This window comes from Aquimarina ulvae (assembly GCF_053613295.3).
Genome location: NZ_JBSIBP030000009.1, coordinates 79,255 through 104,835, shown reverse-complemented (window position 1 = coordinate 104,835; position 25,581 = coordinate 79,255). Strand labels below are relative to the sequence as shown.

Here is a 25,581-nt window from a genome sequence, read left to right as displayed (position 1 = left end):
TCACATGCAGCCTGAAACAACAGTTACATCTAATATTTCTTTTGAAGAGTATCAAAGTCAAATACTTAGAGATTACAAAATTGCTTTAATTAGTAGAGAGTGTAGTTTATTGGGGCGAAGAGAAGTACTTACCGGAAAGTCTAAATTCGGAATTTTTGGTGGTGGAAAAGAACTACCTCAGTTAGCAATGGCCAGGGTTTTTCGTAATGGCGATTTTAGATCTGGTTATTATCGGGATCAAACTTTTATGATGGCAATAGATCAATACACTGTAGAACAGTTTTTTGCAGGTCTATATGCGCATACAGATATTAAAAAGGAACCTTTTGCTGCAGGTCGACAAATGGGTGGTCACTTTGCCACGCACAGTCTAAATGATGATGGTTCTTGGAAAAATTTGACAGAACAAAAAAATTCTAGCTCAGATATCTCTCCTACTGCTGGTCAAATGCCTAGATTATTAGGTTTAGCACAAGCTTCTAAAGTATATCGTAATGAAAAAAGTGTGGCGGGATATTCGAACTTTTCAATACAAGGAAATGAAGTAGCTTGGGGAACTATAGGGAATGCAAGTACGAGTGAAGGTCTTTTCTGGGAAACTGTAAACGCAGGAGGCGTTTTACAAGTACCGATGGTTATAAGCATTTGGGATGATGAGTACGGCATCTCGGTACATGCAAAGCACCAAACCACTAAAGAAAATATATCCGCAATTCTGGAAGGGTTCAGACGGGATGAAAAAAACGATGGATATGAAATCATTGTAGTAAATGGCTGGGATTATCCAGCATTGGTAGAAGCTTATGAAACTGCAGAGGATTTAGCTAGAGAGCATCATGTTCCCGTAATTGTACACGTAAAAGAATTAACACAGCCCCAAGGTCATTCTACATCAGGTTCACACGAGCGATACAAAAATGAAGAACGATTAAATTGGGAGCGTGAGCACGACTGTAATAAAAAATTCAGAGAGTGGATCATTGAGCATAATATTGCTTCTGCTGATGAATTACTGGAATTAGAAAAATCGTGTAAAAAAACCGTAAGACAAGGTAAAACTAATGCTTGGAACGCCTTTATATCCGAAATTAAAGCAGAAAAAGAAAAAGCCCTTGTTAAGTTACAAGCAGTAGAAGCAAAAAGTACGAATAAGAATTTTATTTCTCCTCTGGTAAAAACATTAGCTGACAAAGATGAGCCTACCCGTAAGGATATTCTGGAAGCAACCAGAAGAGCTTTACGTTATTTGGTTAGAGAAGACTTTACTGAAAAAACCGATCTTCAAAACTGGATAAATAACTATATAAACGAAATACAACCTAAGTATAGTGATCACCTTTATAATGATTTTGATAGCAATGTAACTAAAATCAAAGAAGTAAAGCCTCAGTATGCAGAAAATGCAGAAATCGTAGATGCGCGTGTAATCCTTAGAGATAATTTTGATCAACTATTCAGTAGAATTCCTGAATCTTTAATCTTTGGAGAAGATAGTGGTAAAATTGGCGATGTAAACCAAGGATTGGAAGGATTACAAGAAAAATTTGGAGAAATCAGAATTTCTGATGCCGGAATACGAGAAGCAACGATTATTGGACAAGGTATTGGTATGGCGATGCGTGGTCTGCGACCTATTGCAGAAATACAGTACCTCGATTATATTCTCTACTGTATTCAGGGATTAAGTGATGATCTTGCGACCTTACGTTACAGAACATTTGCAAAACAAAAAGCACCTTTGATTGTTAGAACACGAGGACATCGATTAGAAGGTATTTGGCATTCTGGTTCGCAAATGGGTGGATTGATTCATCTATTACGCGGTATTCATATTTTAGTACCAAGAAATATGACAAAAGCAGCTGGATTTTATAATACCTTGATGGACAGTGATGAACCAGCAGTGGTAATTGAATGTCTGAATGGCTATCGTCTTAAAGAAAAGATGCCAATGAACCTGTCCGAAATCAGAACGCCCGTTGGTGTTGTTGAAACTGTAAAAGAAGGAAGTGATATTACTTTAGTTTCCTACGGATCCACCTTAAGATTGGTAGAGCAAGCAGCAAAAGAATTGTTGTCTGTTGGTATCAGTGCTGCGGTAATCGATGTACAATCCTTAATTCCATTTGATTTGAAGCACGACATTGTGAAGAGCGTTGCTAACACCAATAGAATCATGATTATTGACGAAGATGTTCCTGGCGGAGCAACCGGTTATATATTGCATAAACTTATTGATGAGCAGAATATTTATAAGTATCTGGATAGTGAACCACAAACATTAAGTGCACAACCACATCGTCCTGCTTTTGGTACCGATGGAGATTATTTCAGTAAACCATCGACCGAAGATATTTTCGAGAAAGTTTACGATATTATGAATGAGGTAAATCCCAGCGAATATCCTAAACTAAGATAATAAAATTAGAAAGGATTTTCTATTTGTATACGTTTTCCTTCTTGGTAAGAGATTACAAAAATATTCTTATCGACAATACCAGAACGCAACAAAATCTTTCTGAATTCCTGTGCTTCAGCTAGTGTTTCAAATATCCCTAAGCTCAATTTATAGTAAGAGGTATCACTATAAACCAGAGCATTTGTGAATTTTTCGGAAACCAAAGAAACTTCATCATTAGTAAAAGACTGAATCTGTACAGAATATACAGTGTCCTTGTTGATTAAGTTTCTATATAAATATAAATCATTTAATTTTTTGAGTTCAATTTGATCTTTTTTTAATTGACTCAGTTGAAATTTAAGACCATTGATTTCCGATTGAAAAGATGAGAATTCTTTATTTTCTTCATTCTCATTACTATCTCCTTTAGAATCGCCCAAAAATATCAGATATATCAATAATGTTAAGGTAGTAATTAGTAAGAACGAACAAAGCACTTTGAACAAGATTTTAGAAGCTCTGTTTTTTTTAAGTTCTGCTGATCTATCATTCAAAAGATTTTCTAATTTTCTTTGTTCCACCTCAGCTTTTTCAATCTGATAATGTAATGATAAAAGATCTTCATTTTTGATATCTGGCATCTTCGTTGGGGTTAGGTTATTAAGAGTGGTTTTATCTTATGGCAATTCTTGTTTAGTAATTTTATATACGATTCCGTCGTCTAGATCTAAAACCATAATAGGATTTTCTGCTATGATTTTTTGAAAAGCTTTTAAAGGAAACCCTTTGGATATTTGGTTAATATCCTGAATACGAGCTTTATCATTTAATTCTAACCTTCTTAGCTTAGAATTTTCATTGGACACATAATAATTATTATACAAAAAATACAAAGTATCCCCATTTTTATCTATATCATATTCAGCCTCATTATTTTCTTTAGCTTTTTCTACGGCTTTTTTTCCTTTATAATATTCTATAAAATCAACTTCAATAAAAATTACACCATTATTCCTAAAAACATTTTTAACATAGCAATGTTTTCTTTCAAATTTTATCTTGTTTAAACTATCTTTTGTTGCCTCATTAGAAATACCTTTAGTACCTATTAACTTAGTTGTCCCAATATCGATATCTCCGACTGTGGTCAATCCTCTTTTATAATCCGCAATATCAGACTTAAGTTTTACTAATTCGCTTTGCAACGAGTCGTTATCTTTCTTGATTTGGTATAGGTCAACTCGCACATTTTCTGCAGGGTCTTCAGAAATTGTTGTATTATCACGACTTAAATAATACATCCCTCCTCCCATTACTATAACAACAGTGAGAAAAAAGATTATAAAAATTAGGCTATTTCGCTTACTTCTTTTGAGTTCCTCCGAAATGGAAACAAGGCGGTTCTCCAGCTTTTGCTGTTTCATTCCTGATTTTTCAATCCGGTATTGTACCGATAATAGCTCGTCTTCCTTGCTTTTCATTTTAAATTTATAAAACAGATATTAAAATAAAACTATGGGATCCATTTGATATTTTTAAAATCAGGTTTCCGTTTTTCTAAAAATGCATTCCTCCCTTCTTTCGCCTCTTCGGTCATATAAGCTAGTCGTGTAGCTTCTCCCGCAAAAACTTGTTGTCCGACCATACCATCATCTGTAAGATTCATTGCAAATTTAAGCATCTTTATAGATGTTGGAGATTTTTCTAATATTTCTTGCGCCCATTGGTACGCTGTTTCTTCCAGCTCATCGTGCGGTATTACTGCATTTACCATTCCCATTTCGTACGCTTCTTGTGCAGAATAATTTCTTCCCAAGAAAAAAATCTCTCTGGCTTTCTTTTGTCCTACCATCTTCGCTAAATATGCTGAACCATATCCACCATCAAAACTGGTAACGTCTGCATCGGTTTGTTTAAAAATAGCATGTTCTTTACTTGCCAGTGTCAGGTCACAAACGACATGTAAACTATGTCCGCCTCCGACAGCCCATCCAGGTACTACCGCAATAACTACTTTTGGCATAAACCGAATCAATCGTTGCACTTCCAGAATATTTAGTCGATGCATACCATCTTGCCCTACATATCCCTGATGCCCCCTCGCTTTCTGATCTCCTCCACTACAAAAACTATACACACCGTCCTTTGTAGAAGGCCCTTCTGCAGAAAGCAGTACTACTCCGATAGAAGTATCTTCTTGTGCATCATAAAAAGCATCATACAGTTCACTAGTAGTATTAGGCCTAAAAGCATTACGGACATTAGGCCTGTTAAATGCAATTCTAGCTACACCATCTGATTTTTTATAAGTTATATCTTTGTATTCTTTTACAGTTTTCCAATTTATTGAACTCATTATATTTTTTTTAGTGCTATCAAAAATAATATAATATATCGTATCTGTCTACATCAATTATGCAGTTAAATCGAGTAAAAAGGGGATGATTTTTTAGATTTTGATTAAATTAACAGTGGTTTTGCACGATTTTTGATATTTTTATCAAGAATATAAAGTAAAAATTATGAGAATCTTCTTAGGATTGTTATTCACTAGTTTCTGTTGTATTACTTTTGCTCAAGAAAAAGTATCTTTATCTATTGAATGGGAAACCCTGAACACGCAGTTATCTGAAAACCATAATAGATACTCTATTGTACATAAGGAGATTATTCCGTCACTTTCACATACAAGGCCTGAAATATCTATAGGACACTATCGACTAATGGAAATCAATTTGGCAGTCGACTTACGTAAACAACGTTTAAAAGACGAAACACCTATCCTACTTCTTCCTGAAAATAAATTTATACAGTCTGATTATGCTGTTTCCATTCCTACCAAGACCAAAAACGATATAAACATAACCATCACTGGTAATGGTAATGGTGGGTATAATAGTAATACTACCAGTGGAGGTGTAAAAAACACTGCATATAAAGATGCCAGTACGTACACAGGGATTTATTGTCCTGTTACTGGGTTACCGCTTATCGCTAGAGGCAGAAACAACAATTAGGATTTAAGTATTTTTGAATAACAGTATTCTTCTAAAGAGTTTTATTCTACCAATCGAATACCGTCTTTTTCTATAATTATTTTTTTTGCTTTATATAAAGATCCTATCGCTTTTTTAAAACTTTTTTTACTTAGTTGAAAAACTTCTTTAATATCGTTAGGATCGGATTTATCATTAAGATCAATAAATCCACCATTTGATGTTAGCTCATCAAGTATCTGTTGTGCATTGGGTTCTATGGCCCTGTATCCGTGTCTTTGTAAGGTGAGATCTATTTTACCATCTGGACGAACTTTTTTTACAAAACCTTTTAACTGATCGCCTGGAGTAATTTTCTGAAAAATTTCATCTTCATACACCAGACCCAAATGTTTTTGATTTACGATCATATTCCAACCAAAAGGTGACGGATGTGAAGCAATAAGTGTTACCTCATCAAATGGAGATAATAATACCAGAGAATTATCCAAAAAAGCATTGGTTTTACTCGAACCTACAAGCCTGTTTGTCTCTTTATCCAAATATACGTATATCAGATACCAACTACCTACTCGCATCTTGGAAGCTTGTTCTCTAAACGGAACAAAAAGCTCCTTCTCTAATCCCCAATCTACAAAAGCTCCAATATCAGAAACCGTTGTACATTTTAGATAAGCAAATGAATTAACGGTCGCAAAAGGTTCTATTGTGGTAGCCACGATTCGTTCTTCGTGATCCAGATACAAAAATACCTTTACCTCATCCCTGATCATAAATTCATCTGGTACATACTTATTGGGTAATAACACTTCATTTCCATCGTCATCACTAAGATAAACTCCCTGATCTCTTTCTCTAACTATTTCCAGTGTATTGTATGTACCAAGTTTCAACATAATCTATTTTTTGCGCAAAGATAATTCTTTAATCTCCTTTCTGTTAAATTAAAATAAAAAAGGTGCTTCTAAATGAAACACCTCTTTTACTTTACAAACAGACCTATTATTTTACTTATATACAGACTCTTTTTTGAAGTGTTTTGCTAATAAATAATATACTACTGCTCTATACTTATTTCTATTAGACTTGCCGTATGCATCCATAACAGATGCAATTGCTTCATCTAATTTTGGTCCATCAGAAAGACCTAATTTTTTGATTAAGAAATTTTTCTTAACTGTTTCTAATTCTGCAGCGTCACTACCAGATACAGTTGCAGCATCTTTATTATAAATTGATGGTCCACAACCAATGGTAACTTTAGTTAAAAAATCCATATCTGGTGTTTGACCAATTTTATCTTTAATATCAGCAGCGTACTTAGTAATTAATTCGTCTCTTTTACTCATAGGATGATTAGTTTTTAGTTAATTTATTACGTTATCTCAAATATAACTTATTTATTAATGAATTATTCAGTAATAAATTATATTAAGGATACCTTTTTAGACAAAACACCTAAAATAATCGATTAAAACACTATCATTCTTCTTTCTGGGTGTAAAAATCTCTAATAACCTTGGTGAATCATTATCATAATATAGGTTTTTGATACCTTTTATTAGTTCTTTTTCACTGCTTGCTTTAATGTATTCGATATTAAACATCTGGCATAACTGCGCTGCAGTAAGGTTATGTTTCGTTTCAAAAAACTTGCTGAAATTATCGCTTTCAGATTTACCTGGTAGAATCCTAAATATCCCTCCTCCACTATTATTAATCAAAATAATCTTGAAATTAGATGGTATTACATCATTCCATAATCCATTGCTGTCATAAAAGAAACTAAGGTCTCCGGTAATTAGAGTGGTTGGCAATTGTGATCCTACTGCCGCTCCAATAGCTGTAGAGGTACTGCCATCGATACCACTTGTACCTCGATTGCAATATACCTGGAATGTAGGATTCAATGAAAACAATTGAGCGTACCGCACTGTCGAACTATTACTTAGTTGAATCATTTGATGATTTGGAATGAGATCAAATAGTGATTCAAACACTTTTAAATCAGTAAAGTCAACATTTTTCAAATATTCGGAATGTCTTACTCTTCTCTTATTTCTGATCGTAATCCAATTAGACTTATACTCAGTTTCTATCCGAATTGTATCTGGTAAAAAATCAGAAAAAAATGAATTTGGTTTCATTTTTATATGTTCGGTTAAACAAAAATACGTATCATATGCTTTCTTTTCATCGATATGCCAATGTACCTTAGGCTGATATTTTCGTAAAAAGCCTTTGATACGCTTTGATACTACCATACCACCAAAAGTTAATAAAACTTCTGGCTTCATTGCTATAAATTCATCCTGACTTAATGGAGTTATTAACTGATCAATACAATTTATGTGTGATGGATGATGAATATTTGAGGTGGTTTCTGTTAGCACCAAAACCGAAGGGTCTTTGGCAAAATGGTCTATCCATCTTTGCTCTACACTATGTGGAGAATTAACACCTATCAATACGATTTTACGTGCAGCTCCATTCCATTCGCTAAGCATAGTAGATCGCAACGTTTCTGAAATTTTATACTCTATGTACTCTACAGGTATATTTTTGGGGTTTATTGTTGGGGTAGTTATTGTATCATACAAGGGTTCGTAAAATGGTACATTGATATGAACAGGACCACTCTTTTCTATTGCCTTATTTAATGCTAGATTAATTTCTCTTTCATTGTGCTTTTGAGCTTCATGCTGTTTTTGTTTTATTTTTAAATCATCAATTTCTATCTCTGGCACAATTTCAGAATATAGATTTGCTGAATAAAGAATATGATTTTCAAATACATTTTTCTGACGTATTGTTTGTCCGTCACCAATATCAATCCGTTCAATCGGTCTGTCGGCACTTAACACGACTAATGGAATATCACTGTAAAAAGCTTCAGAAACTGCGGGATAATAATTGAGTAAAGCACTACCTGATGTGCATACTAACACAACTGGTTTATTGATTTGTTGGGCAATCCCCAATGCAAAAAAAGCCGCGCATCGTTCATCTACTATACTATAACATTTCATCGTCGGATTTTCTGTAAAACCAATGGTTAAAGGCGCGTTTCTGGATCCAGGCGAGATCACTACATGATGAATTCCTTTTGCTTCGCATAAAGCAACGATTGTCTGCGACAAAGGAATTTTGGAATATAAACGTTTTTTCATTCGAGATGCTAAATTACGATATAGCCGTAATTAAAGCCAAACCTTTTATAGGTATTTTAATACAAAACCTTTTTCATGGTTGCTGTTTTTTTGACAGTTTCTTCCCATTCATTTTCTGGTATTGAGTCTTTTGTAATTCCTCCTCCGACATAAATGATGGCTTTATTAGAAACTACCTCCATACACCTAAGGTTTACAAACAAATCGGATACTGTTCTTTGATTTTTGCTCATGTTTAATTCACCTAAAAAACCTGTATAAAACTTTCGATCATAGGATTCATTGTTCACGATAAAAGATGTAGCTTCTTCTTTCGGTAAACCGCATACTGCGGGTGTGGGTTGTAGTGTTTTAATGATATCATTTATAATAAAATTATCAGAGGACAACCTACCTTTTATATCTGTTCGTAAATGTAACAGCGACCCAGCTTTATGCGTGTATGTTTTGGATTTTTCAATAGTACGAACTTTAGAAGAAAGTCCATTTACAATATAATCCGTTACCATAGCTTGCTCTTCTATTTCTTTAACACCCCAATCAACTGTTATTTTATCAATAAAGGGTTGAGTGCCTGCGAGAGACATTGTAAAAAACTGGTTGTCTTTTATAGTTACCAGAGTTTCTGGCGTAGCGCCTAGCCAAATTCCTATTGCCGGATGAAACCAGCAATACACAAATGCATTAGAATAACTATCTAGTAGCTGTTGAAAAATTTTTATAGGGTCTGTATTCAATAGGGGAACCTCTTCTTTTCTAGACAACACCACTTTTTTTAAAGAACCTTGAGCAATTGCACTAATTGCCTTACGAACCAATTGCATATATTGTTCTTTTCCGTTACGATCGTGATCTATAGCTACAGATCTAGTATTGTGAAGAACTTTATTGCGATTTCCGGTAGTCTCTGCGCTGTAGTAACTACTTTTTTCAATAGACATTAAAATGGTTTTATCGCTGTCATTGAATGGCGAAAAAATAAAGCCTGAAACATCGTAAGAGCCTACCTGATATACCTGATTATCGTTTTGAAGAAAACAATGTAGTTCTCTTTCTTCAGGTTTCCTGTATACTACAAACGGTAACCCCTGATCCCAATGAGATTGGACTTTAGTATATAAGGTAGCCGTATCCATATTATCTGGATTTTGCCAAAGCAATAGTCGTTAGTTTAACTATTGAAATCAAAAGACCTTCTGCATTGCGTATTTTTATATCCCAAAGCTGTGTGGTTCTTCCTTTGTGTACAATCTCAGCTCGTGCATATACAAATCCTTCACTAATACTTTTTACGTGATTTGCTGAAATCTCTAATCCTCTAATATAAAACTCCTTGGTATCCAAAAATATATGAGAAGCAGCACTACCAACGCTCTCAGCCAAAGCTACCATCGCGCCGCCGTGAAGTACGCCATCTGGTTGGTGTACTTTAGAAGTAACTGGCATCATTGCCACTAAATAATCTTTTCCTACATCACAAAAAGAAATATCCAATGTTTCCATCAATGTATCCGCACACATCACAGCACACTGTTTCAATATTTCCTCTTTATTTAACTCCATCTGTTTTTTAATTTTAAGTAAAAATAAGGAATGACATCAAATTATTCTAACTATATTTGATTGTTATTTTAACGAACGTTCAATAAAATGCCAAAAACTAAAACATCTAAAGAAGAAGTTCTAAGCAAAGTCATTCCAGTACTAAGGGAGCGTGGTGTTTCTAAAAGTAGCATGAGTGAATTGGCTAAAGCTTGTGAAATAGAAAAATCACATTTTTATTATTATTTCCATAATAAAGAACAATTAATAAAAGAAGTATTGGCAACCGTAAATAGTTATTTTAAGCATAATTTGTTTAAAGTGATTAAGAGTGATCAACTCACCATCGAACAAAAACTAGAAAACATAGACCGACTTCTAGACATCATGTTCAAAAATTCCAATAGCGGTTGTATCATGGCAAATACAGCATTAGAAACCGCACACCTAGATCCTATCTACAAAGATGAAATTAAATGTTTTTTTGAAGATTTCATCAGTGGATTACAGATACTTCTGGGGCCTAACTACGATAAAGAAGAATCATTGCTACTTGCGGAACAGATGGTACAGGATCTGGAAGGTGGAATTTTGCTGATGCGTATTTATAATGATCATAAGTATATTAATAATGCCGTTTCCAGAATGAAAAAAATAATACGTACTTCATCAACATGAAATCATATTTTGTAAAATCCAATGATGGATACCCCATTTCAGTACACGAGTTTGTTCCAAAGTTGAACCAACATAAAACTATTGCATTTGCACCAGCAGTAGCTGTACCTCAGAAGTTTTACTTCAATATAGCTATGTATCTGGCAGAAAAAGGGTGCAACGTATTTACTTTCGATTATCGAAGCATCGGTATGTCTACATCACGGTCTGTTAAATCCTTAAAAGAACATGGTTTTTTTTCGTGGGCAATGGATTTTAGAGCTGTATCTAAATATGTAAAAGAAAAACTTCCAAACAACACGCAATACATGATAGGCCATAGTTATGGTGGAAATAGTGTAGGATTTAGTGATGCTTTCCTATATTATAATAAGTATTTAACCATTGGATCCCAGTTTGGATTTTATAAACATTTCACTCCCAGAATGCAGGCCTTGATATATATAAATTTTAAAGTGTTTGTTCCTGTCACTACCGCTATTTTAGGATATTACCCATCTGGTTGGTTTGGATTAGGCAGTGCTTTAACCTCAAAAGCGGCAAGAGATTGGGCTGCCTTCTTATTACACCCTGATTCTATGCTTCATTTTAAACAAAAAAATGCTAAAACCTATTATAAGGATATCACAGCGCCTATGCTGCTCGTTAGTATTGATGATGATCTTTTTGCTCCCAAAAAATCAGTAGATATTTTAGGAGATCGTGTGTACAGCAATGCAAAAACGATTCGAAAACACTTAAAACCATCAGATTATAACCTAAAAACAATTGGTCATTTTGATTTTTTTAGAAAGAAAAATCAGAATATATTGTGGCCTATAATAGATGACTGGTTCCAACTATAAAAAGCTACCGATTATGCAAAAAGAGGTTGTATATCAATCCACAAATACTTACGACACCTTAAACGAATTAACTGCCAAAACTAAAACGGTCTGGTTGGTTTTTCACGGAATTGGCTATTTAAGCAGGTATTTTATTCGATTATTTCAGCGTTTAGATCCTAAGGAAAACTATGTCATTGCACCACAGGCCCCTTCTAAATACTATAAAAATAATGATTACAAAAAGGTGGGATCAAGCTGGCTTACTAAAGAGAATACAAAAACAGAGACTCGAAATGTGTTGAATTATATTGATGCGGTCATAAATGCCGAAGATTTACCTTCAGCAATCAATTTTGTAGTTTTAGGATATTCGCAAGGGGTTAGTATTGCCAGTAGGTGGATTGCCAGCAGAAAAGTGCAGCCGGAAGGCTTGGTAATGATCTCCGGAGGGTTTCCGAAAGAACTTACAAAAGAAGATTTTACATTTTTAACCCACACCAAAGTAACTCACATCTTGGGTACAAACGATCCTTATTTTGAGATTGACAAAGTTGAAGCCGAAAAGAAACGAGTCAAGAAAATCCTACCACAAATAGAATTTAGAATGCATTCGGGAGGACATGAACTAGACTTTGAAACTTTAACAGATATCGTATAAGAATACGTTTTAAGAAAAAAAATAAGCATAAAAAAAATGATATTTCAATCGCTTTTATACTACAAATAGCCAGTTAAATTCATCTAATTAATTTTTATTTCGTAAATTTTACTCTATTAAAACATAAGCACGTATAAATGTTGGTTAAAATAGACACCATAATGACTAATTATTCTTTGATCTTACTATTGATATTCCTATTTTCTTTTGATGCCATCTATCCTTATGGAGATTATTATATTGATCGAGTTACAGGAGAACAACTTGGATCCGACGGGTCTGAATCAAACAATCTACGTGTAATTGATATAAGGGAATGGAATTATGTAATAGAAGAAAAAGGAGGAACACATACGACATCAGGAATCCTAGAATTACACAAAAATAGTTATGTCATTACTTTTGATGAAGATCAGATACAGAAAGAGGTACAAGCTATTGCTGATGATACCATGACAGAAGGTTTAGAAAATCAGGTATTTATTGTCTTGAATGTAAATAACGGAAAAGTATTTGCTATAAGAGATTGGATTCCAGAACTAAAAACCAATAAAGAGATTATCATTCATACGTATACAGTAGGGACCAATAGTGCTCCGAGAGTTGGAGAAGGACTCATGCTTCTTGGTCAATTACACGGACATCCTAAGGAAATACAAAATGACAAAATAAATATTAGTTCTGTTTCTGATTTGGACATAGCGGTAGCCAAAGACCTGGGCATAACGGTTTTTGCAGTTGATGCTTTTAATTCGTTTGATGCTTTAAAATTAGAAAAATTGAATACGCATTCCAGAGCACTTCATATTCATCAGGTAACAAGGGATGGGTTTACAAAAAATTTTATTGGCCAAACATTTGGTAAAAATGGCTCAAACATTTTTAATTTTTCTACTTATTTTTATTCCATTTTGAGAACCCATGCTGATGTAGACATATTGTAATATACTATTTACCTAATAAATCCCTGGTATTGACCGTGTCGTAAATAATTGTCAGTTTTTGAATTTTGTTTTTCTTAGTGAGTTCTAAAATATCAACTACCTTAAATTTAACTTTTTCATTACTTTTTAACGTCCACTCATAATTAAAAAGTAAAGAAACCCTCTTCGTATTTTTCTCATAAAACAAACCGTCAAAATGAAGCTGAGAGGATTTCGTATCTTCCTGTAATGTATTGTAGAATTCTGCTGCTGGCAAAACACCATAAAGAGGGGACTCTACAATACCATTGTTCGTGAAAAGATCAATAACTTTATCCATCTCTCCTCTTTCCAAAAAAGAAAGATATTTCTTAGTAACTTCTTCTGCAGTCATATTAATTTTATAAATATCGGGCTTTTATAATATCCAAATGATGTTTCTGATGTCCTGAAAGTATAAAACCTACTGCCCTAGTGCTCATTGGACTACCACTAGCCTCCCCAATCTGAAGGAGCATTTCCTCTGTAAAACTTTTAAATAACGTTATCGAACTATTTCTAACTGCTTCAAAATTTTCTAAGAGCTCTTGCTTGCTAAAATAATTCGCATTAGAATTAGGAACATATGCATCTTGATCAAATCCCACTAAAGAACTTTTATCTTTTCTTGCAAAACAAAGTGCCCTGTACGCAAAAATACGTTCAGTATCAATTATATGTTGTATAACCTCTGCGATTGTCCATTTCCCATTAGCATATGCATAGGTAAATTTGTCTTCTGGAATGGTATTTACAAAGTCCATAAACTGTTGTTTGCTCATTGTCAAACCTTCTGGGATATTAACGTTTACAGCTTTATCAATATAAACACCATAATATGAATTATACTCATCAGTAGTAAGTAAGGATTGCATAAGTTATTATTTATAAATTATCCAGAAATGTACTAATTCTTAGTGCATTATTTCTTCCTGTTAACAGTTCTTTATTATTCGATATATTACGTTTGTACAACCGCGGTTAGTTCCTCTAGTTTACGTGCTCTGAAATATAAAAACAATGGAAATGCGAAAGCGATCGCTACCATAAACGTTAAGGGAATAAATATCCACCAATACTTCATTTTTAGTTGAATAGCTTCTGGTATATACCAAACAAAAAAAGTAAATACGACCACTAATAAATCTGCATTAAATGATTTTGCAGGAAAGGTAGTTTTCGTTTGAGCAATATAATTAAGTAAAGAAGTATCCTCTACGTTTAAATAAAACTGAATATTAAAATACCATGTAGAGCAAAGTCCAATCACTGCTAATAATAAAAATGCGTACTTAAGTTTCATATGACTTGATTTTTATTGTTTTTCAATTCTTTAAAACTATTTAGGTCATAAGTACCTCTAGGATAATCAAATACTCTTACGTGATTCTTTCACATCACTCTTAGCGCATCCTTTTGTAATCTATCTTACAGATACCTATAAATCATTATAACTCCAATTTCAATTTGTTCTAAATCTATATACCACTATTACAAAGTTGTAATGCAAGCTTATTACCTTTAAAACCTTATGGTATATCCCAAAAATGCTATGAGGTACAGTTCCGAATTTATTCTACTCAAAAAAAATCAAGGTCCTGTAGCTCATAAAGTCCTCCGATTAACTCTTCATAGGACTTTTATCATCTTTATTCTTTTTAATTCCTAAAAATTTATCTTCTAGAAGATTTGTTTATTGCAGCGAGAACGATTAGTTCGTTTGCTCTTTTACCCAACTTATTATGACATCCAAAGCAATAGGCGAAAATGTTTGCTCTATTTCTGAATACTCACTTATAGCACCCGTGGTAGACTCCTGAAATAAATGATTTAGATTTTCTAATGCTACAATTTTAATATTATCATTACCAGCCTTTGCCAATGATTTTTTAATGACAGCAAGGTTTTCTTCTGCAGAGACTTGAAGATCCTTTTTACCATTTATCGCCAATACTGGTATCGTGATTTTTTCTAAATATGTAGAAGGCCGAGATTTTAAAAGACTGGCAACTTCATTATCTGTAATTTGTTTGACCAACATTTTTCTCTGGTTTTCAGGAAATAATTCTCCATATTTGTTTACATAAAATGAATTAATACTGTCTTGTAGCGATTTTCTATCGAGCTTTGTGTTTTTTATAATATCATAAGCTCCTTTAACCAATTCCTGACTTTGAGCAATTTGTGTTTCATTGAGTCCCATGGTTTTTTCTACGGCAGCTTTTTGCGAAAGCATCAAAACATCACCATCTACTCCGGGTGCGGCTAAAAGCACTATAAAACCTACATGCTTATCTACTGAGGCTACCTTAGGAGCAACAATCCCACCTATACTGTGACCAATTAACCCAATTCTTGAAGTATCAATTTCTTTCCTTGTTCGTAAATAATCTATTGCCGAAGAGACATCCGATGAGGATACAGCTATGGTAACTGTATTAAACTCTCCTTCTGATACCCCAACTCCTCGTTCATCAAAACGAAATACACCTATCCCATTTTTTGTTAATTGATCTGCTATCAAAAAATAGGGTTTATGACCAAACATTTCACCATCCCTATTTTGCGGACCACTACCACTAACAATGATAACAACAGGAAACTTCCCTTCTTTTTTTGGAAGCGTTAATGTTCCTGCTAGCTTTAGGGTATCGGTACTGTTCATAAAGGTTATGTTTTCTGAATAATAATTAAATGGTGGTTTAGGCTCCTGTGGTCTTTTCAGTTTAATTATCCCTTTTTTTAAGTCCAATGAAATTGGGTATCCTCTTTGTACTAGATTTCCGAGAATTTTGCCATTATCGACAAGGTTTCCCTTATACTCTATTTTAAACTCGGGAAATGAAACCTTTAATTCAGAATTTACAAAAGTGGTTTTTGCAGCCTTTGCTTTACTTAATCCCTGTTTTGGAATATCCATTGTAGTAGTATAACCAGCGTCTGTTTTTTGAATATGGAAGGCAATACCCAGATTATTACTGTTAACATTGATTTCTCCTATCCAGTCTCCAGAAACATCCTGTGAGAAAGCATTTATCGTACCTATCCAAAAAAGAAAAATGATTCCTATTCTATTCATTTATATTGTTTTAAATAATTTAAAAAAATTATTTAATAAAGAGGTAATCAATGTATGATATTTTTATCGTTATTTACGAAAAAGTAAAAAAACACTTCTTTTCATACAAGTAATTAAATTACTTAAAACAATATTTGATCTAGAGCGAGTTGAATCTTAGCATTACTAGTCTAGTATAAAAGTATATATACCCCTGTTTTCGTCAAACTCAAATTCCGAATTTTGAATCTCTATATCACTAAAAATCCACATATCACAACATTCTTTACTGATTCTTTCTGTTAACAATACCACTACAAACAGTTCTGCATCAGATACTCGTATAGAATAACTTGCCGATCCTACTGATAAATTTGTAGCATCTATATACAAAATAACACGATCGTTTTCATTACTCATTCTAAGGTCTATGATATTTTAATTCGCTGGATTACTAATTTCAATATCGCTCAGTTGTAGTGTTCCATTGGATATTAAATTTTCTTCGTTTGTATTGAGTAACTCAAATCTAAAGGTAGCATCAGGAGCACACACTATATTAACACAATCACTATCATCACAACTACTAAAGAGTATACCTAACAGTACTATGAATATAAAAATTTTAGTGTTCATCGTTTCGTTTTTTAGTTATATCTAATAGATCAACAAATTGTATAATGGTTGCTTTAAATACTGGGGTTAATGACATTAGACAATACTGATGTCAGGCGTTAAAAACAGCTTTTTCAAAATTTAAAACATTGATAAAGAGATATTTGACTCCTTTAAAATCGAGCTGAACACTAATTTAGAACCTAACCTCACCTTACGAAAATTTATTGTTTAATTAACGCTATTGTTTTTTTGAGTTGATAATCTTCTTTCCAAAAAATTTGCTCCAAATTCCTTTCAATTACAATATCTGGTGCAGTTCCAATTCCGTCTAATATGTTACCGTTTTTTTGAAAAGAAACCATGGTACTTATTTTTCCACGCAGCTTAGAATTTGGTAACTCAAATCGTTCACTATTTCCGCTCGAACCATCAGTGTTTACTCCGACTATTTTAATATTCGGTAAATCTTTAAAAACAGAAACAAGGATAGAAGCTGCACTAAAGCTCTTTTCATTTGCTAATATGTAAATAGGCTTATTGTAAAAATACTTTTCTTTGGTAATTTTATATCCATTAAGAACGTGGTAATGATATTTGCTAAATTTATCTTTATTCAATTCATACATTGGTTTGAAAGAAGCCATAAACTTTTCAACTTCTTTTTGCGCTCTTATATCCAGCTCATCTTTGGAGAATAAATAACGACTGTGTAAGCTTTCTTTGATGTTTTCGCTTACTTTTCCTTCTTTTACTCTTTGTTTAGCAACATTTACAACGTAAATAGAATCTGGATGTACGAAGTACCCTGCTAATTCTTGAATTATATGACGGGTTCCCCCTCCATTGTCACGCACATCGATAATCAAGGCATCGGTTTGCTTTGCTTTTAACATAAAATCATTAAAATATTCAAAGAAAATAGGGTGCTCTTCTTTATCTACCATATCAGCAAGTTGTATATAACCTATATTATTTTCTATCGTAAAAAATCTATTGATAATTTCTGTATTACTATAATCCTCATCATTTAGTAAGTATAAGTTTCTATACATTCGTTCGTCCCAGTATCTTGCTCTCTTCTTTTTCGTAACCAACTCAATATCTATAGTTTTATCAATACCTTTTTCGTTTGTCAACGTTATTGAGATTGGATTAGGTAGATCAACAGCTAATGATTTGAAAATTATTTCAATGTCTCTCAATTCCCTAATCGCCATTGTAGCGTAAGATGCATTTGGGGAAAGAATTTCCAGTGGAAGAATTTTTGATAATAATGTTTCGATTGGTATGTTATGAATCGATTTTAAATAAGGGAAATCTTTGTCATAAAAATTATACTCCTTTTTTTTTCTGTCATAATTAATAGCTACTACACGATTATTAAAAGGTGCAAAAGCTAAAGGAAAAAAAAGCGAATTACGTACCCTTTCCCCTTTTATATAAGAATGTCTATCCCCTATTTTCCCAATGGTTCTTGATAAAAATAATTCAAAATCATATTTGGTTACTGATAACCCTTTTGTTTTATCTAAAAATTCCTCAAAGTCTTTTTTATAATCATATCCGTTTAATCCTTGATATGATGATGTATTTTGAAGAATGCTGTCTAGGTATTTCAAATCATTCTCAAGGTCACTCTGAATTACATATTCTGTATTGTCTTGAGCGTTAGTGCCAAGTGTTAAAATAAATAATAAAAGGATTAAACGAATTTTCATTATGTATTACTGTTTTACATTACTAAGGGTAATAGCTCAAAATACATTTTAATATATTACTGGTAAACTTTTTCTAGTTTTTATTTACACATGGATTGTGTTACTTTATTTTTCCATTGGATCCAATATTCTTGTAACCCTTCGGGTGTTTTTTTAAGGTCACTTATAACTAGTGTTTGTTTATCCATCAAAGCATTTGTAAGCTGTTTTTTTCTAGCTTCCAATGCAGGTGCGTGATTCCACCCTCCTACATGATCAAAAGAAGTATACGCATCACATTTTGCTATCACTCGTTCAAAAGGAATTTTTATATAATATATGACATTGCCACTACCCATTCCTTCTGTGGTCATGATAATACGATCAAAATCTACTTTTGAATATTTACCTTTCTTAAACAGTTCTTTGAGTTTATCTCCAACTTCTGTCGAGATTTTGTTGGAGAATTGATGTGCAATATCAGATCCGTTTATAAATTCAGCTCCTTTATAATGACCACAACATTCTTGATCTGTACAGTTTATTGGTTTAGGTATCAATTCATATCTGTTGCTTTTCTTAGAATTACCTTGATATCCAAATAAAATTGAAATTAAAAGTATCAAAATAATGGTTTTATTCATTCTTATTATCAATTTGTATAACATGGTAATGTATATGAAAAGTAGTAAGCTATCAAGTAGCCATTTTTATTTTATTACTCATTTTTTGGTTAACGTTTAAACTGTTGTTTTTTTCTATTATCTTGGTTATAGTTGTTTATGATTGTGACCATTCCAGTACGCAATTATCAAAATTTTTATTCTTTAAATCTTCTTCTTTAATTAACACGTTAAAAACGCCTTCATCATTAAACCCATTTTCTCCAATCTGAAATAAAACAATATACTCTTTCATTGTTTCTAGTTTTTCTTTCTCTGAAAGTTGGCAGTTTGAATAAACTCCAAACATTTTAGATTGATTACTGCCTTCAAAATATCCCCAAGACTCTCCTTTTTCATTCAGATTTAAATCTTCTAATTGACTTTTCTTAATTTCTTGTTCGCAATTGCAGGTTAAAATATTCCCATCACACTCCAAACATTCAAGATCACCTTCTTCTGGTTTTTTGTAATAATCAGATAAAGATTCTTGGCTTGCTTTAAACTCGATAATTAAAACACCTAGAAAAAAATTATCTGTATGTTCTTCAATAACTCGTTGTAATTGAGAATTCTCCGTATCTTGATAGATTACCTTACCAATATTCTTTTTTATATCAGCAAAAAAAAACAAGTGTCCTGTTTTGGGTAAAAGATTTGTTTTATCAAATTGGCTGATTTCGTTTAAATCTAGCTGACCTGCAAATCTCATGTTTTTCGGGATTTCAATTCCTTTTGGTATGTCTATTACACAACCTCCATATCTTGATTTTCCCATTGGAATATTCATTTCTTGTGCTCTAACCCAATTATCGTCCATCCAATCTTCTTTTTTCAAGGAATTAGGGAAATACGATTTGTTATCTGGTGTAAGTTCAATTATGTTGAAATCTTTTCTCATAGCTTTTTAATACTGTCTACCTGTTTTATAAGATTAATTTTGTCAAAAAAGACACCGCTATTTGATATAAAAAAATGAGATTTTTTACATTATTTTTAATTATTATTCATAAAAACCGAATTTAAAATTTTATCGTGCTTTTCAGATAAATACAAACTCTCCTTTACAATACTAGTTCACACTGTTTTATAACCATATTATCGTTTGTTATTTTCTATTTGATGTTGATAAAACTCCAAGGCAACTTTTCTAACATATTCTGTATAATCCTTGTTTTCGGATATTGATTTAAGTAACGCTACACATTTTTCCCATTCGGTTCCTTCTATATAATTTGTGTATCTATTCAGCAAAAGGACAGAAGTTATCGTTCCATTTTCGGTATTGAATTTTAATAGCTTTGGATAATACATTTCATAACCTGGATTATCAATACTTTCGACAAAATGAATAACAGAAAAGTTTTCCTCCATTTCTGGATCTTGAGATTTGAGAAACTCAAATAGAGTATCAATTAACTCTTCCTTTTGTAACTCAGTCAGAAGCTTTACATCAGTCAAGCCCGTTGCAATTTCATCAAAAAATTCACTTATTTCATAATTCTGTATTTCCTTTCAACTTTAAAATTTTAGAGTTCTAACAATACTTTTTTTATCTCCATTTCTCTCTTTGCTTAATGAATTTCAGTCTCAAATATAATTACTGTTTTAACCAAATATTGATTGAAGCGGCAACTATTAACCTGTATTCCATCTTAAAGAAACAGAAAATTTTTAAAACAAAAAAACCACAACATAACTTGTGTTGTGATTCTCTCTTAAAAAAATTATTCTTTTATGCGGAGTTACGACTAGCATTAATATTACCAAATAATGATCGGGTAACCATCTTTTCATAGACATCTAGGTCTTCTGTCTCCTCTCCGGATCTATTAATATCCTGAATTTTCTTCAGTGCATATTGCTGGATCGTTAATAAAGGCAACACAATATTCTCTCGGATATCAATAGACGCCTTTCCTGCCGGTTCATTTTCCATTAATTTAGAATACCCAGTTAGCCTTAACAACAAACGTTTAGTCAATTCGTACTCATCATGGATAATATTCCAAAATGCTCCATATTCTGGATCGTCTTTCATATAAGCAGTAAGCTGAAAGAATGATTTGGTCAAACTCATCATACTATTTCCTACCAACGCTCTAAAAAAAGCAGATCCCTTATATAATGCGGTGATCTTATCAAATTCTCCTCGATCTTCATAGGCTTTCAGTGCCGTACCTACCCCATAAAACCCAGGTACATTTTGTTTCAGCTGACTCCAGCTACCTACAAAAGGTATCGCCCGTAAATCTCCAAAATCTAAACTACTACTTTTACTTCGTTTCGATGGACGGCTACCAATATTGGCTTTTCCGTAGTACTTAAGTGTACTCATATGTTCCAGATACGGCAAAAACTTAGGGTGGTTTTTAAAATCTACATAGGTTTGGTAGCTGATATCTGCCAATTCCTGCATCGTGGCCTTATTCTCTTTAGAAAAGAGGTTAGCCTCGTTATCTGTCAATTGGTTTTCTACACCAGCACCTAACAACTGTTCTAAATTATACTGACAAGAATCCAAGGTTCCAAAATTAGAACTGATGGTTTGCCCCTGAACGGTTATTTGTATTTGTTCGTGTTCTACAGTTGGACCCAGAGATGCGTAGAATTGGTTAGTATTTCCACCACCTCTAGCTGGCGGTCCTCCACGACCGTCAAAAAATATAACTTTTACATTATATTTTCTAGATATTTCGGTCAACGCTTCTTTGGCTTTAAAGATTCCCCAATTTGCCATCAGGTATCCTCCATCTTTTGTACCATCAGAGAAACCAAGCATAATCGTTTGTTTCATTCCCCGGCGTTTTAGATGTTCCATATACACCGGGTTACTGTACAACGTTTCCATCACTTCATGAGAAACACGAAGATCCGGTACTGTTTCAAATAATGGGATTACATCTACTGTTGGTTGTTCCCAATCGCTTAATCGAATCATTGCAAAAGTCTCCATGACATTGAGTACACTACCGTTATTACTAATGATATACCGATTAGCACCTCGCTCTCCATTACTTTGCTGTATGGTCTGGATCGCATAAATAGACTCCATGGTTGCTCTTGCCATATTATCATCTAATACCGATGGATCTAGTTTTCCATTAACATTAGATAAAACCTTTATCTGCTCATCCTCTGATAATGACTCATAGTTATCCGGAAAGAAGCCTAATCCTAAATTATTTGTTTTTCTAACAATTTCAGTAAGTACATTATGATGTACCCTAGAATCTTGTCGGATATCCAAGGTTCCGAAATGGAATCCAAAAATCTTTACCTTATTAATTAAATCCTGTAATTCTTCTAAAAATAATGATTGATGTTTGCTAATTAGTTCTTCTCTTACTTCCAGCAGCCCATTCATTAATGTCTCAATAGATAATGGCTCTGCGGTTCTGGCATAATAAAAATTATCGTATAAGGCCTCCTCTAAAACTCCCAATTTATCCTGAAGGTTTCCAAAAGTGATTCTACGTTTTAGTTTACGCATATCCCTATAATAATTAATCAGAATAGTTTTACGAAGCCTTTTGGCAACTTTGAGCGTCGTTTCGGTAGTTACAAAAGGATTACCATCTCTATCGCCACCTGGCCAAAAACCAAGATTAATCAGATCATTTTCTAGGTCTTCCCCCTGAAAAATGTTTTGCTGAATATAATTATAAATTGCTCCTACCGAATGATAAAATACATTTTCCAGATACCAGATTAAACTGACCGCTTCATCATAAGGAGTTGGTTTTTCTTTCTTGAAAAAGGCCGTTTTACCAAGCTGAGCAAGCAATTTTTTAATTCTTTGAGAGTCGTTTTCACGAATTGCAGTATCCAAATCGTGAATAATTCCCAAAACAGTGCCAGGATAAAATTGCGTAGGATGCGCTGTTAGTGTTGGCCTGATTTTAAACCTTCTTAGATACTCTTTTAACTCTTCTAATTGACCTTTTGCTTGTGCTTCTTCTTTGATACTTCTTAGTGTACCGCGACCGTCCATATTATTTACAGTGGGAAAAGCGGCATCTTCGATCGCATCAAACAGTACAACCTGACGCTCTATATACTGGATAAACCGAAATAAAAGATCGTGTTTTTCTTTTTCTGAAGGGTGATCCTGATATAGCTCAAAAAAGCTTTCTACAATTTCTGAAGGGTTTTTCTTCTGATCATATCCTTTTTCGCAAACTTCCTTAAAAAGTGGAAGTAATACACCTGTATTGGTAATCTCATCAAAAGGTAGTGTGATAAATATACTGTTGTATATCTGATATTTAGTAAGAACATTGTGGTTAAAACGTTCTATTTTTGGTTGTCTTGCCATAATTGTGGTTACGAGTATGGTTGATTAATAAAATATTTTAAAATAAAAAACCCTCTAAGAGCTGTTCCTAAAGGGTTTGTATGTTTCATAACGGACCCTTTATAAATCCTGAAAGATAGAATGCATTAAGCGCTTCTTGTCATTAATACTTTCTTCTAAAGAGATCATCGTTTCTGTACGGTAAACACCGTCGATGTCATCTAATTGGAAAATGATATCCTTAGCATGATTTGTATCCTTTGCCCTTACTTTACAAAAGATATTAAATTTGCCAGTAGTGATATGCGCAACAGTAACAAAGGGTATCTCATTAATTCTTTGTAAAACAAATTTAGTCTGAGATGTGTTCTGAAGATATATACCTACATACGCAATAAAAGAATATCCTAATTTTTTATAATCTAACGTTAAGGAAGAACCTTCTATGATTCCCGCTTCCTCCATTTTTTTCACACGCACATGGACGGTACCTGCGGATATTAACAACTTCTTTGCGATATCCGTAAAAGGAGTACGTGTATTTTCGATCAACATGTCTAAAATCTGGTGATCTACTTCGTCTAATTTAAATTTTGCCATAGTAATTCTAATAAATTTTCCCGATTATTTACATTGCAAAAATAACAGAAAAATAATGTTTTCATACATTTTTTTTCAACTTTTTATTAATTCTGTTGAGAATAATTCATCGTTTAGGTAGAATTTTAACATCTTAAGATCTGGAACTACCTCTACTGTAACGTTTTCGTTCTGTATTGTTCGTTTATTGCCGATAATCTCTCTATGACCATAAAAATTTCCTAAATCCGCAATTTTAACAATTTTCGGAATGAATTTAATATCATTTTCTGATAATTCTTCGGTATACTGAATCGCAATATCTACATTTTTTTCATGAAGCATCACATCCCTGATAATGACATCATAAAAACATTTTCCGTTTTCAGGAATATCAAAATACTTTTCATAAAGATCGCCTCGTATATCATTTTCCGAAATGTATTGAACTGCAGTAACCAATGCATAAAAAATAAACATTCTGGTTTTTTCCCGATCGTAGTCATTCTTATAATGCCCTGCTTCAAATAAAATTGTAGGTATCCCAATATTTGATAAAGTATCACCAACGCAATTTATATTAAAACCATCATCATATCGCCCAACACTACTCGGAATCACTTGCTGTAATACCGAATTCATAGCACCTATAATTTCCATGGCCACTTTACGACAAGTAGTAATGCTCTGTTCTTTATCACTTGCGGGCGACAAAAATGAGACTGTAGCTGGATGCTTGGTTTCGCCTGCACTAAAAATAGTTCGCTGCCCATGTAGATTAAAGGCATAGTCCGGCTGAACTCTACGAATTACATCGCTTAATATAACGCTCTCTTGCTGTGTTTTATCTTGTGCATCTCTGTTAAGATCTACATGATTATGATTAAGCCTGGTATACGCTTTTGCCCCATCAGGACTCAGGATAGGGATAAAATGTAGTGTGCAGGAAGTTATAATGTTGTGAGCTATTTTATTAGTAGAATCCGTCAATACATTTAAAAAATCAAAAACTGCTTTTGTGGTAGTACTTTCATTCCCATGCATTTGTGACCAGAACAATAACTTCTTTGGCCCATTGCCTAAAGTTAAAAGATGTACAGGAGCATTATTTTCTGAAGTGCCCAAAAGTTCCAATTGAATTTTTTGTGAAAACAGATCTAATAATGGAGTGATGTGTCCTAAATGTATATAACGCCCTGATAAAGATGATTCTCTATAGGCTGCAAATAAATTAGACAATTTTTCTATATCCATAACTTAATTAAAGTGTCTAAATTACTACTGTTTACTGAAGATTCATAACAATTATTGTAGTTTTTACATATGTAAACTAAAATACATTTTACATTTGTAAACTAACTAAATTTACATTTGTAAACCTCTCAGATATTCATTTTGTTTAAGATGTTAAACATATAATTCTTTGTTGTTTTTAA

General features: G+C 33.1%; 27 protein-coding genes. 6 read left to right on the top strand and 21 right to left on the bottom strand.

Annotation, left to right across the window (positions count from 1 at the left end; genetic code table 11):
- Positions 1 to 4 precede the first annotated feature (4 nt).
- The gene (locus ACWGOQ_RS18065) at positions 5 to 2,419 is read left to right on the top strand and encodes an alpha-ketoacid dehydrogenase subunit alpha/beta (protein ID WP_452057841.1); all 2,415 of its coding nucleotides are present in this window, start codon (positions 5 to 7) and stop codon (positions 2,417 to 2,419) included.
- 5 nt (positions 2,420 to 2,424) lie between these two features.
- Here the strand turns inward: ACWGOQ_RS18065 and ACWGOQ_RS18060 are convergent, their stop codons facing one another.
- Genes ACWGOQ_RS18060 through ACWGOQ_RS18050 form a run of 3 tightly spaced genes read right to left on the bottom strand, consistent with a single transcriptional unit; the run spans position 2,425 to position 4,757 of the window.
- Positions 2,425 to 3,042, bottom strand: coding sequence for a hypothetical protein (locus ACWGOQ_RS18060; protein ID WP_452057842.1), 618 nt, complete (start codon positions 3,040 to 3,042; stop codon positions 2,425 to 2,427).
- A 36-nt stretch (positions 3,043 to 3,078) separates the two neighbouring features.
- Positions 3,079 to 3,882 carry a hypothetical protein gene (locus tag ACWGOQ_RS18055; protein WP_452057843.1) on the bottom strand — a complete coding sequence of 268 codons (804 nt, stop codon included), beginning with the start codon at positions 3,880 to 3,882 and terminating at the stop codon, positions 3,079 to 3,081.
- 32 nt (positions 3,883 to 3,914) lie between these two features.
- Positions 3,915 to 4,757 (bottom strand): 1,4-dihydroxy-2-naphthoyl-CoA synthase, encoded by an 843-nt coding sequence (locus ACWGOQ_RS18050; RefSeq protein WP_452057844.1) that lies wholly within the window; start codon positions 4,755 to 4,757, stop codon positions 3,915 to 3,917.
- Between the two features lie 166 nt (positions 4,758 to 4,923).
- Here ACWGOQ_RS18050 and ACWGOQ_RS18045 point away from each other — a divergent pair, with 166 nt between their 5' ends.
- On the top strand, positions 4,924 to 5,418 hold the full coding sequence (locus tag ACWGOQ_RS18045; protein ID WP_452057845.1) for a hypothetical protein: 495 nt from the start codon (positions 4,924 to 4,926) through the stop codon (positions 5,416 to 5,418).
- Between the two features lie 41 nt (positions 5,419 to 5,459).
- Here ACWGOQ_RS18045 and ACWGOQ_RS18040 read toward each other — a convergent pair whose 3' ends face one another.
- From ACWGOQ_RS18040 to ACWGOQ_RS18020, 5 genes are all read right to left on the bottom strand, one after another.
- Positions 5,460 to 6,293 (bottom strand): CvfB family protein, encoded by an 834-nt coding sequence (locus ACWGOQ_RS18040; RefSeq protein WP_452057846.1) that lies wholly within the window; start codon positions 6,291 to 6,293, stop codon positions 5,460 to 5,462.
- A gap of 111 nt (positions 6,294 to 6,404) precedes the next feature.
- A complete protein-coding gene (locus tag ACWGOQ_RS18035; protein WP_378291208.1) occupies positions 6,405 to 6,746 on the bottom strand; it encodes a DUF2853 family protein in 342 nt (113 codons plus the stop codon).
- Between the two features lie 96 nt (positions 6,747 to 6,842).
- Positions 6,843 to 8,567, bottom strand: coding sequence for a 2-succinyl-5-enolpyruvyl-6-hydroxy-3-cyclohexene-1-carboxylic-acid synthase (gene menD, locus ACWGOQ_RS18030; protein WP_452057847.1), 1,725 nt, complete (start codon positions 8,565 to 8,567; stop codon positions 6,843 to 6,845).
- A 56-nt stretch (positions 8,568 to 8,623) separates the two neighbouring features.
- On the bottom strand, positions 8,624 to 9,703 hold the full coding sequence (locus ACWGOQ_RS18025; protein ID WP_452057848.1) for a chorismate-binding protein: 1,080 nt from the start codon (positions 9,701 to 9,703) through the stop codon (positions 8,624 to 8,626).
- A 1-nt stretch (position 9,704) separates the two neighbouring features.
- Positions 9,705 to 10,130 (bottom strand): PaaI family thioesterase, encoded by a 426-nt coding sequence (locus ACWGOQ_RS18020; RefSeq protein WP_452057849.1) that lies wholly within the window; start codon positions 10,128 to 10,130, stop codon positions 9,705 to 9,707.
- Positions 10,131 to 10,217: 87 nt separating this feature from the next.
- Between ACWGOQ_RS18020 and ACWGOQ_RS18015 the strand changes: the two genes are divergently transcribed.
- The 4 genes from ACWGOQ_RS18015 to ACWGOQ_RS18000 all read left to right on the top strand — a co-directional run bounded on the left by ACWGOQ_RS18015 (position 10,218) and on the right by ACWGOQ_RS18000 (position 13,216).
- Positions 10,218 to 10,787, top strand: a complete 570-nt coding sequence (locus tag ACWGOQ_RS18015; protein ID WP_452057850.1) for a TetR/AcrR family transcriptional regulator — start codon at positions 10,218 to 10,220, stop codon at positions 10,785 to 10,787.
- Positions 10,784 to 11,632, top strand: coding sequence for an alpha/beta hydrolase family protein (locus ACWGOQ_RS18010; protein ID WP_452057851.1), 849 nt, complete (start codon positions 10,784 to 10,786; stop codon positions 11,630 to 11,632). The genes ACWGOQ_RS18015 and ACWGOQ_RS18010 overlap by 4 nt, the downstream gene beginning before the upstream one ends.
- Positions 11,633 to 11,645: 13 nt before the next feature.
- Entirely contained in the window at positions 11,646 to 12,272 is a 627-nt protein-coding gene (locus ACWGOQ_RS18005; protein ID WP_452057852.1) for an alpha/beta hydrolase, read from the top strand.
- 161 nt (positions 12,273 to 12,433) lie between these two features.
- Positions 12,434 to 13,216 carry a hypothetical protein gene (locus ACWGOQ_RS18000; protein WP_458202835.1) on the top strand — a complete coding sequence of 261 codons (783 nt, stop codon included), beginning with the start codon at positions 12,434 to 12,436 and terminating at the stop codon, positions 13,214 to 13,216.
- Between the two features lie 4 nt (positions 13,217 to 13,220).
- On the opposite strand, the gene ACWGOQ_RS17995 is transcribed toward ACWGOQ_RS18000, so the two are convergent.
- The 13 genes from ACWGOQ_RS17995 to ACWGOQ_RS17935 all read right to left on the bottom strand — a co-directional run bounded on the left by ACWGOQ_RS17995 (position 13,221) and on the right by ACWGOQ_RS17935 (position 25,399).
- Positions 13,221 to 13,589, bottom strand: a complete 369-nt coding sequence (locus ACWGOQ_RS17995) for a nuclear transport factor 2 family protein (RefSeq protein ID WP_452057854.1) — start codon at positions 13,587 to 13,589, stop codon at positions 13,221 to 13,223.
- 7 nt (positions 13,590 to 13,596) lie between these two features.
- Positions 13,597 to 14,109: a DinB family protein gene (locus tag ACWGOQ_RS17990; protein ID WP_452057855.1), complete on the bottom strand. Its 513-nt coding sequence runs from the start codon at positions 14,107 to 14,109 to the stop codon at positions 13,597 to 13,599.
- An 86-nt stretch (positions 14,110 to 14,195) separates the two neighbouring features.
- Positions 14,196 to 14,537, bottom strand: a complete 342-nt coding sequence (locus tag ACWGOQ_RS17985; RefSeq protein ID WP_452057856.1) for a DUF2834 domain-containing protein — start codon at positions 14,535 to 14,537, stop codon at positions 14,196 to 14,198.
- A gap of 408 nt (positions 14,538 to 14,945) precedes the next feature.
- Positions 14,946 to 16,313 (bottom strand): alpha/beta hydrolase family protein, encoded by a 1,368-nt coding sequence (locus tag ACWGOQ_RS17980; protein ID WP_452057857.1) that lies wholly within the window; start codon positions 16,311 to 16,313, stop codon positions 14,946 to 14,948.
- A 165-nt stretch (positions 16,314 to 16,478) separates the two neighbouring features.
- Entirely contained in the window at positions 16,479 to 16,712 is a 234-nt protein-coding gene (locus tag ACWGOQ_RS17975) for a hypothetical protein (protein ID WP_452057858.1), read from the bottom strand.
- Positions 16,713 to 16,730: 18 nt separating this feature from the next.
- A complete protein-coding gene (locus ACWGOQ_RS17970; RefSeq protein ID WP_452057859.1) occupies positions 16,731 to 16,928 on the bottom strand; it encodes a hypothetical protein in 198 nt (65 codons plus the stop codon).
- 203 nt (positions 16,929 to 17,131) lie between these two features.
- Complete coding sequence (locus ACWGOQ_RS17965; protein WP_452057860.1) at positions 17,132 to 18,628, bottom strand: S41 family peptidase; 1,497 nt, start codon at positions 18,626 to 18,628, stop codon at positions 17,132 to 17,134.
- 80 nt (positions 18,629 to 18,708) lie between these two features.
- Entirely contained in the window at positions 18,709 to 19,251 is a 543-nt protein-coding gene (locus tag ACWGOQ_RS17960; protein WP_452057861.1) for a hypothetical protein, read from the bottom strand.
- A gap of 136 nt (positions 19,252 to 19,387) precedes the next feature.
- Entirely contained in the window at positions 19,388 to 20,170 is a 783-nt protein-coding gene (locus ACWGOQ_RS17955; RefSeq protein WP_452057862.1) for a DUF1963 domain-containing protein, read from the bottom strand.
- A 197-nt stretch (positions 20,171 to 20,367) separates the two neighbouring features.
- The gene (locus tag ACWGOQ_RS17950; RefSeq protein WP_452057863.1) at positions 20,368 to 20,730 is read right to left on the bottom strand and encodes a hypothetical protein; all 363 of its coding nucleotides are present in this window, start codon (positions 20,728 to 20,730) and stop codon (positions 20,368 to 20,370) included.
- Positions 20,731 to 21,004: 274 nt separating this feature from the next.
- Complete coding sequence (locus ACWGOQ_RS17945) at positions 21,005 to 23,587, bottom strand: phosphoenolpyruvate carboxylase (protein WP_452057864.1); 2,583 nt, start codon at positions 23,585 to 23,587, stop codon at positions 21,005 to 21,007.
- A 99-nt stretch (positions 23,588 to 23,686) separates the two neighbouring features.
- A complete protein-coding gene (locus ACWGOQ_RS17940; protein WP_452057865.1) occupies positions 23,687 to 24,166 on the bottom strand; it encodes an Lrp/AsnC family transcriptional regulator in 480 nt (159 codons plus the stop codon).
- A 75-nt stretch (positions 24,167 to 24,241) separates the two neighbouring features.
- On the bottom strand, positions 24,242 to 25,399 hold the full coding sequence (locus ACWGOQ_RS17935; RefSeq protein ID WP_452057866.1) for a M14 family zinc carboxypeptidase: 1,158 nt from the start codon (positions 25,397 to 25,399) through the stop codon (positions 24,242 to 24,244).
- Between the last annotated feature and the right edge of the window lie 182 nt (positions 25,400 to 25,581).

Excerpts from the sequence above, each read along its gene's own strand:
- ACWGOQ_RS18065 (WP_452057841.1), top strand. The coding sequence starts at position 5 with ATGCAGCCTGAAACAACAGTTACATCTAATATTTCTTTTGAAGAGTAT.
- ACWGOQ_RS18060 (WP_452057842.1), bottom strand. The coding sequence starts at position 3,042 with ATGCCAGATATCAAAAATGAAGATCTTTTATCATTACATTATCAGATT.
- ACWGOQ_RS18055 (WP_452057843.1), bottom strand. The coding sequence starts at position 3,882 with ATGAAAAGCAAGGAAGACGAGCTATTATCGGTACAATACCGGATTGAA.
- ACWGOQ_RS18050 (WP_452057844.1), bottom strand. The coding sequence starts at position 4,757 with ATGAGTTCAATAAATTGGAAAACTGTAAAAGAATACAAAGATATAACT.
- ACWGOQ_RS18045 (WP_452057845.1), top strand. The coding sequence starts at position 4,924 with ATGAGAATCTTCTTAGGATTGTTATTCACTAGTTTCTGTTGTATTACT.
- ACWGOQ_RS18040 (WP_452057846.1), bottom strand. The coding sequence starts at position 6,293 with ATGTTGAAACTTGGTACATACAATACACTGGAAATAGTTAGAGAAAGA.
- ACWGOQ_RS18035 (WP_378291208.1), bottom strand. The coding sequence starts at position 6,746 with ATGAGTAAAAGAGACGAATTAATTACTAAGTACGCTGCTGATATTAAA.
- menD (WP_452057847.1), bottom strand. The coding sequence starts at position 8,567 with ATGAAAAAACGTTTATATTCCAAAATTCCTTTGTCGCAGACAATCGTT.
- ACWGOQ_RS18025 (WP_452057848.1), bottom strand. The coding sequence starts at position 9,703 with ATGGATACGGCTACCTTATATACTAAAGTCCAATCTCATTGGGATCAG.
- ACWGOQ_RS18020 (WP_452057849.1), bottom strand. The coding sequence starts at position 10,130 with ATGGAGTTAAATAAAGAGGAAATATTGAAACAGTGTGCTGTGATGTGT.
- ACWGOQ_RS18015 (WP_452057850.1), top strand. The coding sequence starts at position 10,218 with ATGCCAAAAACTAAAACATCTAAAGAAGAAGTTCTAAGCAAAGTCATT.
- ACWGOQ_RS18010 (WP_452057851.1), top strand. The coding sequence starts at position 10,784 with ATGAAATCATATTTTGTAAAATCCAATGATGGATACCCCATTTCAGTA.
- ACWGOQ_RS18005 (WP_452057852.1), top strand. The coding sequence starts at position 11,646 with ATGCAAAAAGAGGTTGTATATCAATCCACAAATACTTACGACACCTTA.
- ACWGOQ_RS18000 (WP_458202835.1), top strand. The coding sequence starts at position 12,434 with ATGACTAATTATTCTTTGATCTTACTATTGATATTCCTATTTTCTTTT.
- ACWGOQ_RS17995 (WP_452057854.1), bottom strand. The coding sequence starts at position 13,589 with ATGACTGCAGAAGAAGTTACTAAGAAATATCTTTCTTTTTTGGAAAGA.
- ACWGOQ_RS17990 (WP_452057855.1), bottom strand. The coding sequence starts at position 14,109 with ATGCAATCCTTACTTACTACTGATGAGTATAATTCATATTATGGTGTT.
- ACWGOQ_RS17985 (WP_452057856.1), bottom strand. The coding sequence starts at position 14,537 with ATGAAACTTAAGTACGCATTTTTATTATTAGCAGTGATTGGACTTTGC.
- ACWGOQ_RS17980 (WP_452057857.1), bottom strand. The coding sequence starts at position 16,313 with ATGAATAGAATAGGAATCATTTTTCTTTTTTGGATAGGTACGATAAAT.
- ACWGOQ_RS17975 (WP_452057858.1), bottom strand. The coding sequence starts at position 16,712 with ATGAGTAATGAAAACGATCGTGTTATTTTGTATATAGATGCTACAAAT.
- ACWGOQ_RS17970 (WP_452057859.1), bottom strand. The coding sequence starts at position 16,928 with ATGAACACTAAAATTTTTATATTCATAGTACTGTTAGGTATACTCTTT.
- ACWGOQ_RS17965 (WP_452057860.1), bottom strand. The coding sequence starts at position 18,628 with ATGAAAATTCGTTTAATCCTTTTATTATTTATTTTAACACTTGGCACT.
- ACWGOQ_RS17960 (WP_452057861.1), bottom strand. The coding sequence starts at position 19,251 with ATGAATAAAACCATTATTTTGATACTTTTAATTTCAATTTTATTTGGA.
- ACWGOQ_RS17955 (WP_452057862.1), bottom strand. The coding sequence starts at position 20,170 with ATGAGAAAAGATTTCAACATAATTGAACTTACACCAGATAACAAATCG.
- ACWGOQ_RS17945 (WP_452057864.1), bottom strand. The coding sequence starts at position 23,587 with ATGGCAAGACAACCAAAAATAGAACGTTTTAACCACAATGTTCTTACT.
- ACWGOQ_RS17940 (WP_452057865.1), bottom strand. The coding sequence starts at position 24,166 with ATGGCAAAATTTAAATTAGACGAAGTAGATCACCAGATTTTAGACATG.
- ACWGOQ_RS17935 (WP_452057866.1), bottom strand. The coding sequence starts at position 25,399 with ATGGATATAGAAAAATTGTCTAATTTATTTGCAGCCTATAGAGAATCA.